Here is a 7,330-nt window from a genome sequence, read left to right on the forward strand (position 1 = left end):
ATAATCCCCTCAAATAAATCGTGAGCGCATATATATTTACAACAGATCGTCCACGGAGAAAGCATGAGCTATAATAAAGGCTAAAACATCACGACAAATATTTTCATAGAGACGATGCATTTGACGTATACATTTCCCTTCTCTTTCCCGTTCGTGAAGGTTAATACCACCTGATCAGAAACCGCGACAGCGAGCACCTCCTCCGCTGCCGCTATCAGGTAGCTTTTCCCTATAGGTTTTATTCTTTATTTGACTTGCTAATTTCTAAAATCCCTGGCTGCGCAAGGGAGATCTGTCAGTGTGGCAGCTTATAACGTTTTACAAACGCACGATTATAAAATGTTATAGCTATCTTTGCCCCCGAGTTTCACCTATATATAATAAGGAGTAGCGAAGATGAAGTACGTGGCCTACTACCGGGTCTCCACCAAGAAGCAAGGCCAGAGCGGGCTGGGCCTGGACTCGCAGCGCGAGATGGTGAAAGGTTTCCTGAAGGCCGGCGACACACTGCTGGCCGAGCACATCGAGGTGGAGAGCGGCAAGCGCAACGACCGACCGGAGCTGGAGGCGGCCATTGCCCTAGCGAAGCGGGAGCAGGCCCAGCTGCTGATCGCCAAGCTCGATCGTCTCAGTCGTAACGCCGGGTTTATCTTCAAGCTGCGTGACAGCCACGTGGACTTTCTAGCCGTGGATATGCCCGATGCCAATACTCTGACCATCGGAATCTTCGCCGTATTGGCCCAGCATGAGCGGGAGTTAATCAGCTCCAGGACCAGAGCCGCGCTCCAGCAAAAGAAGCTACAGGGTTTTGCCTTGGGTACGCCTGAGAACTTGACCCAGGGAGCCAGGACGAAAGGACTTCAGATACGGCAGGAGAACGCAGCATCGCACAAAGCCAACCGACAGGCCACGGAACTGATCCAGATGTATCGGGAAAAGGATATGACCTATCAGCAAATTGCTGACCGGCTTAACAGCCACGGCTTCACCACCCGCAGGGGAAAGAAGTTCTTTGCCATCACCGTTCAGCGGCTGCACGTCCGACAAGGGCAGCTTCAAACGGATGCCCTCACCAGCGTAGTTTAGGCTTACTATATTTATATTGAAAGTGCTTCATCTTTTGTATCTTATGTGGCATAAGAGTTATCACCCTATACTCCTCCTATGCAACATGTACATATTTTTCTTGATGAATTCGGAAACGCCAGCCTAAACCTGGATAAAGCCGGTACCTTCTCCCATTTTGTTCTGACAGCTGTTCTCCTGGATAAGACGAAGCTGGAGCAGGCCCGGCTGCTAAGGGATACGATCAGCCAACGCTTCTTCCAAGGCCAACCCATCAAGTCCAACCGTATCCCCAATGATGAGAAGGGCTTCCGGAAAAGATTGGAGGTATTAAGGGAGCTGCGCCAGTTGGACTTCGTGGTGCTGGGGATGGTCATCAACAAGAGCAAGCTGGAGGGAGCAGGTTTTGATCATAATGATGTGTTCTATAAATACTTCAACAGAATCTTTCTCAAGCAGTTTCCCAAAAACTTCACTGCTTTCTCGATTCATGCCGATCAGCTTGGCTGGCCAGCGTTCCGGCGCAGCCTGCACCATTACATTGAAACCAAAGTTATCCAGCGGGATCTGTTCACGCCGGAGCGCTCGTACCGCCTGGTAGAGGATAAGTCAGAGGAGCCCTTGGTGCAGCTGGCAGATTTTCTTTCTGGCTGCCTGGGCAAGATTTACTGCACCAGTCACAGCCACGAAAAGGCACCCGCACTGTTCGATCTGCTGCACGACCGTACGTTCATTGACTTTTTCCCTTTTGAAAGAACAGACTATCTCCTCTCCCCTACCCCCGAAGATCGGCAGAAGAACCACCTTATACGAAGAATAGCCTCGGAGTCCGCCCAAGAGGCACTCTCTGGCAGAAACAGCCTTTCGGAGGAGGCGCTTGCTGTGTTGCAGTATCTGTACCTGATGTTCCGCACCGCGCCTGACCGCCTCATCGAGAAACGGGAGATCATTGATAAGCTAAAAAGAAGATTTCCGACTTTTTCGGAGCAGCAGCTGCGGGTTTGTGTCCAGCACCTGCGCGACAACGGGGTGCTTATCGCAAGTATCCAAGGTAAGTCAGGCTATAAGCTTCCTGACGGCGTGGAGGATATCGCTGGCTTCTATAACCGCTACCTCAACAGCATTGTTCCGATGCTTAACCGCATCAATATCTGTAACCGCAAGTTGATGGTGAACAGTGTGCAGGAGGTGGACCTGCTTCAAACTAACACCGCTTATTCGCTTTTGCATGAGTTGATCAAAACACTGAATAAGGAGAAGTATACTTCTTTGGCCAATTAAGATTCTTCACTCGAACTGGGTACCTGGGGAAAACAAATTCTCTGCTTTTATCTGCTGTAGTTATGCCATATTTACTATTAACCTTGTATATATCTTTGATATTATAGATATTGACACACTTTAATTAATAATTTTTATTTATTACATAAAATTTAAAATGTGTTACATTTTAATTATCTAGCTTATCGTAATATATTGTGGTATAGTTTCTTAATAAATAATGGACGACAAGCTCACTTATGTTAAACAAGACTAATATATTGCGGTACTTTCACGACTTACCATGAACAGACTTTAGTCCAGGCACTACTTCTTCCCTGCTATACCACTTTTTTTTAAACCAGAAGGCGGCATTCACCAGCAGTATCAGCGCAGGCACTTCCACCAATGGGCCGATCACGCCAGCAAAGGCCTGGCCTGAGTTGATGCCGAAAACACCAATGGCGACAGCTATGGCCAGCTCAAAATTGTTGCCTGTGGCGGTAAAGGAAATGGCTGTGTTCTTCGAATAATCAGCACCAAGCATTTTGCCTAAGACAAAGCTGAGAACAAACATGATGACGAAATACAGTACCAGCGGCACGGCTATCTGAAGCACATCGAACGGAATCTGCACCATCAACTCCCCCTTTAGGCTGAACATCAGTACGATGGTGAAAAGCAGGGCTATCAACGTGATGGGCGAAATGAAGGGAATGTACTTGCTGTTGAACCATTCCAGCCCCTTCCATTTAATCAGTCCGTAGCGGCTCACGATGCCAGCCAAGAATGGAATGCCCAGGTAAATCAGCACGCTTTCCGCTATCTGCCCGATAGTGATGTTGATTTCGGCACTCTCAACACCGAAAAGAGGGGGGAGCACCGAGATGAACAGGTAAGCATACAGGCTGTAGAAGAAAATCTGGAAGACACTGTTCACGGCCACCAGACCTGCGGCATACTCCCGGTTGCCCTCCGCCAACTCGTTCCACACCATCACCATAGCGATGCAACGGGCAATGCCGATCAGTATCAGCCCGATCATGTACTCTGGCTGGTTATAGAAGAAAATAATAGCCAGGAAGAACATCAGGAATGGGCCGATAACCCAGTTGAGCAACAATGACATACTCAGAATCTTCACGTTCTTGAACACCTCGCCCATCTTCTCATAGCGCACCTTCGCCAGTGGCGGGTACATCATCAGTATCAAGCCAAGGGCCAGTGGAATGTTCGTTGTGCCGCTGGAAAAGGAGTTTATGAAACCGGAGGACTCAGGCAGAAAATACCCAATGCCCACGCCCAGAAACATGGCGAGGAATATCCACAGGGTCAGGTAGCGGTCAAAGAGCCTGAGTTTCTTCCGCTGATGGGCAGGGGCACAGTTGGTGGCACTCATATAAAAAATACTTTTTTCTTATTCGGTTTAATTATCGTAGGGCTCTGATCAACACCCTTTTCTCAGGTTCTCGGCATACTCGTTGGGTAGGACGGACTCCTCAACGGCTCTGGCCGCCTTCTCAAAGTCATACTTGAAGCGGATGAATTCTACCTGCACGCTGTCTTTGTCCAGCACGGAGCTGTTGTCGTTTAGCGTCAGCATCACATAGCCGCCCCGGTTGTCCCCGTCCTTTGGCTTGCCCACCGAACCGATGTTAATGGCGTGGCGGAAATGGTTTTTCCCACCCTCGCCTGAGTTCAGCACCCGGTGGTAAGGCTTGTGCGTGTGCCCGAAGCACATGATGTCGGCATCGGCATCAGCCATGATGCGCAGCAGGCTCTTTTCCTCCCGGTCTTCGAAGAGGTACTCGTTTATCTTCCTCGGGCTCCCATGCACCAGCAGCAGGTTCAGCCTGTCTTCGTTAAGCTGATACTCCACCATGATATGCGCCGGCAGCGTCCGCAGGTACTGGCGCTGCTCGGGCTTTATGACCTGGTTGGTGAAAGAAATAGAGACGGAGCCGTTTGACTTGTCCTGATCGGTCTTGTAAGCGCAGCCGCACTCGTTGCTCATCCTGCCAATACCAAAGTCATAGTTCCCCGCGATAGTGGGAATGTTACGCTTCCTGATCTCGTCCACCACCTCGTTTGGCCAGATGTTGTAGCCTACCAGGTCCCCGAGGCAGTAAATGAAATCAGGTTTTCTTTCTTCCACATCGGCAAAGAACGCCTCCAGGGCGGGCAGGTTGGCGTGGATGTCGCTGAACAATGCAATCTTACTCATATGTCTGGTGTAGTTGAAGTGACTTTTGTTTGTAGGATTGGGCTACTAGCAGCAGCCGCCACCTGGTGTGCAGGCACTGCCTGAGGCTATTACCTTGAGCTTCTCCACGGGAATGCCACATTTGTCTGGTGCAAGGCAATTGGTTGTCTTTGCCTGCAGAACAAAGTCCTTACCGTTAAAGCCCAGGTCATACTTGCCGGTGGTCTCGCTTTGGTACTCCACCTCGATGTCCAGATCCTCCATGCCCAGGACTTTTTCTGAAAGGGCAATGATGCTCAGCAGCTTCTGAGGCTTAAGGCGGTGATCATAGTCATTGGCGTCCCAGAGCTGGAAGTTGGCTACCTTCTCATTCCGTACGGTGCCCCCGCAGTCAATGAAGTTCTTGGTTACCACACCCACCTCCGTGACGTGGAAGTGCTCGGGCACCTTAGCTCCGTTTTCCAGCTCAAAATTCACCGCCTCGGCTGTTTGCAATATGTTCTTTACTTCTGATAGTCTCATGGCATTGGTATTTAATGTTTAACAACAGGTTGAATTCTGGTCCTTGACGCTAGCCAGCAAGCCGGAGAAATATGTGCTCAGGTGCTCGAAGGCTCTCTCGTCCAGGCAGTAGCAGACGGCATTGCCCTCCACCGTGCCTTTTATGATGCCAGCGTTTTTGAGTTCTTTCAGGTGTTGCGAGACCGTTGCCTGCGCCAGGGGCAGTTCGCTTACGATGTCACCGCAGACACAGGTCCTGGCTTTGAGCAGGTGCTCGATGATGGCGACTCTCGCCGGATGCCCCAACGCTTTCAGCACCATGGCAGTTTTATTCTGGCTCTCGGTGAAAAATTCTGCTTTAGTGATTCCCATTATATTATCGTATCATTGCAATAATACGATAAACTTTGCAGCTAGTAAACAAGTTCCTTGTATTTTTCATGTGCCCACTCTCGGTCAATGAATATAAAACAACTGACGGGCAATTGCTGCTCCTGTGAAAGTACCAAAAACGCCCCCTCCAGGAGGCCGGAAAGGGGGGTATAACTGGTATTATGTTGAATAGAAGGATTTTCTGAGTTGAGTGCAGTTGGTAAACAAAGCAAGATTGAGGTGTTAAGCTTACTCAGGTATGCTTTAGCCATTGCAGAAGAATTGTAGATCACTATTGAATAACCTATTAAACTTTGAAAGTTAACCCTTTAGTAGCTTCTTTTTGCTCAATAAATAATATTTATTAAGCATTAATTAACAAATATTATTTATAAAATATTTTCTTCATCCTCCCTTAACAGGTTACATATTTGATTACTTCTTCCACTAAGTACTGATACTGCTTTCAAATAATTATAATTCGCTAAAGAAGCTCTTAAGGCTACTTATAACTTTACATTGCTAGCAACTTGAACATATGATTGCAGCAAAGCCAATTTTTACTTGTGTAAGTAACAATATATTGTTACATTTGATAAGCCTATTTCGTATACCAATACAGGCATTACCTTGAGTTAGCATGAACAGAGTAAAAGGCATTTTACAGAACGGGACCACGATCATACTGGAAAACTATGACCAGAGCAACGTGGACGATATGTACTTCATCAAAGCCATAGAAGCCACGAACCAACGCAATCACAGAACTATAGCAGAGTACTTCAACGGACTGATCAGAAGCCTGGAGACAGTACAGCAGGAGGTCAGGGAGCAGAAAGTACAGCAGCTTTTATCTCAGTACAGAGACAGGCCTGTGGTATCGGAAAAGGTTCGCCAGGAACGGAGGGAGCAACTCGGGCAGACAAACCACATCGCTGCCTGCGAGGGCTACGAGGAGGAGGAGCTCAACAAGGTGCTGGACGAGCTGTATATCAACGGGCAAATCACGCCTGAGGAGATGACTCAGGTATTCAACTTAAAGTATCTGTAATGAACGACAGGTACTGCTATCCTGGCACCAATGTGCTGATCAATCATTTTGACATCAGGGACGCAGCTAAGCTAAGCAAATTAGAGCTTACCCACTGGAGACATAACGTATTGGCTTTGCCTGGTAAATTAGCCAGTCAACTAAAGTTTAATTTAGCGCTTTGGCAGCTGATCCACAAGGAAACCTTTGGCACCGTCTATCCTTGGGCAGGGAAGCTCCGGAGTGTAATGATCTCCAAAGGCAATGCTGTACATGCCGCGCCACGTATGATTGAGCCCTATGCCAACCACTTACTTCAGGAGCTGAAGGCAGCGGGGTATTTAAAGGGACTGGATAGGGAGCAGTTCCTATTGAAGGGATCTTATTTTTTTGAGGAACTGAATGCCGTTCACCCCTTCCGGGAGGGAAACACCAGAACACTAAAGGTTTTCTTTTCCCTTTTGTCCCGACAGGCGGGGTATGAGATAGACTGGCGCAAAGTTTCGGCACAGCAGTACCAACAGGCAGAGCAGGCATCTTTTGCTGTAGGAAACAAAGGCCCCTCCCCTTTTTACCCGCTGTTTAAGGAGGCCCTTGAGTCCGTCGAGTTATCAAATAAGCAATCTATCAGGTTCAAACTATGAGTGAGAATAACCAAGGCGAGACATGCGCAGCGTGTGATCCTAAGACCCACATCAGCGCAGAGGTGAAGGCTATGTTTAAGGAGAAAAACCTAACCTGGGAGAAGTTGGCTGAGCTGGATGAAGGTGTCGGCCGTGGGAAGGGGAGCTATAGGCAAACCTTTTTGGCAAGGCTTATCAAAGCCCAGGAAACGCTTCAGAAGGTTGGGTACAGCATCCGAATCGAGAAAGGTTAGTTCTGTAAAGATTTATATTTTG

The 7,330-nt window shown here is 48.3% G+C and carries 9 protein-coding genes; 5 read left to right on the forward strand and 4 right to left on the reverse strand.

Annotated elements, in window-relative coordinates; genetic code table 11:
• The first annotated feature begins 396 nt into the window (after positions 1-396).
• A complete protein-coding gene (locus OH144_RS21465; RefSeq protein WP_266206383.1) occupies positions 397-1,086 on the forward strand; it encodes a recombinase family protein in 690 nt (229 codons plus the stop codon).
• Between the two features lie 78 nt (positions 1,087-1,164).
• On the forward strand, positions 1,165-2,346 hold the full coding sequence (locus OH144_RS21470) for a DUF3800 domain-containing protein (RefSeq protein WP_266206384.1): 1,182 nt from the start codon (positions 1,165-1,167) through the stop codon (positions 2,344-2,346).
• 271 nt (positions 2,347-2,617) lie between these two features.
• On the opposite strand, the gene arsB is transcribed toward OH144_RS21470, so the two are convergent.
• Genes arsB through OH144_RS21490 form a run of 4 tightly spaced genes read right to left on the reverse strand, consistent with a single transcriptional unit; the run spans position 2,618 to position 5,401 of the window.
• Positions 2,618-3,724, reverse strand: a complete 1,107-nt coding sequence (arsB, locus tag OH144_RS21475) for an ACR3 family arsenite efflux transporter (protein WP_266206385.1) — start codon at positions 3,722-3,724, stop codon at positions 2,618-2,620.
• A 48-nt stretch (positions 3,725-3,772) separates the two neighbouring features.
• Positions 3,773-4,549, reverse strand: a complete 777-nt coding sequence (locus OH144_RS21480) for a metallophosphoesterase family protein (protein WP_266206386.1) — start codon at positions 4,547-4,549, stop codon at positions 3,773-3,775.
• A 45-nt stretch (positions 4,550-4,594) separates the two neighbouring features.
• Positions 4,595-5,050, reverse strand: a complete 456-nt coding sequence (locus tag OH144_RS21485) for a DUF6428 family protein (protein WP_266206387.1) — start codon at positions 5,048-5,050, stop codon at positions 4,595-4,597.
• 18 nt (positions 5,051-5,068) lie between these two features.
• A complete protein-coding gene (locus tag OH144_RS21490) occupies positions 5,069-5,401 on the reverse strand; it encodes an ArsR/SmtB family transcription factor (protein WP_266206388.1) in 333 nt (110 codons plus the stop codon).
• A 640-nt stretch (positions 5,402-6,041) separates the two neighbouring features.
• Between OH144_RS21490 and OH144_RS21495 the strand changes: the two genes are divergently transcribed.
• The 3 genes from OH144_RS21495 to OH144_RS21505 are packed head-to-tail and all read left to right on the forward strand — an operon-like array spanning position 6,042 to position 7,308.
• Positions 6,042-6,452 (forward strand): hypothetical protein, encoded by a 411-nt coding sequence (locus OH144_RS21495; RefSeq protein ID WP_266206389.1) that lies wholly within the window; start codon positions 6,042-6,044, stop codon positions 6,450-6,452.
• Entirely contained in the window at positions 6,452-7,075 is a 624-nt protein-coding gene (locus tag OH144_RS21500) for a Fic/DOC family protein (RefSeq protein ID WP_266206390.1), read from the forward strand. Before OH144_RS21495 ends, OH144_RS21500 begins: the two co-directional genes overlap by 1 nt.
• Positions 7,072-7,308, forward strand: coding sequence for a hypothetical protein (locus OH144_RS21505; protein WP_266206391.1), 237 nt, complete (start codon positions 7,072-7,074; stop codon positions 7,306-7,308). The genes OH144_RS21500 and OH144_RS21505 overlap by 4 nt, the downstream gene beginning before the upstream one ends.
• Positions 7,309-7,330 lie beyond the last annotated feature (22 nt).

This window comes from Pontibacter kalidii (assembly GCF_026278245.1).
Lineage (GTDB): Bacteria > Bacteroidota > Bacteroidia > Cytophagales > Hymenobacteraceae > Pontibacter > Pontibacter kalidii.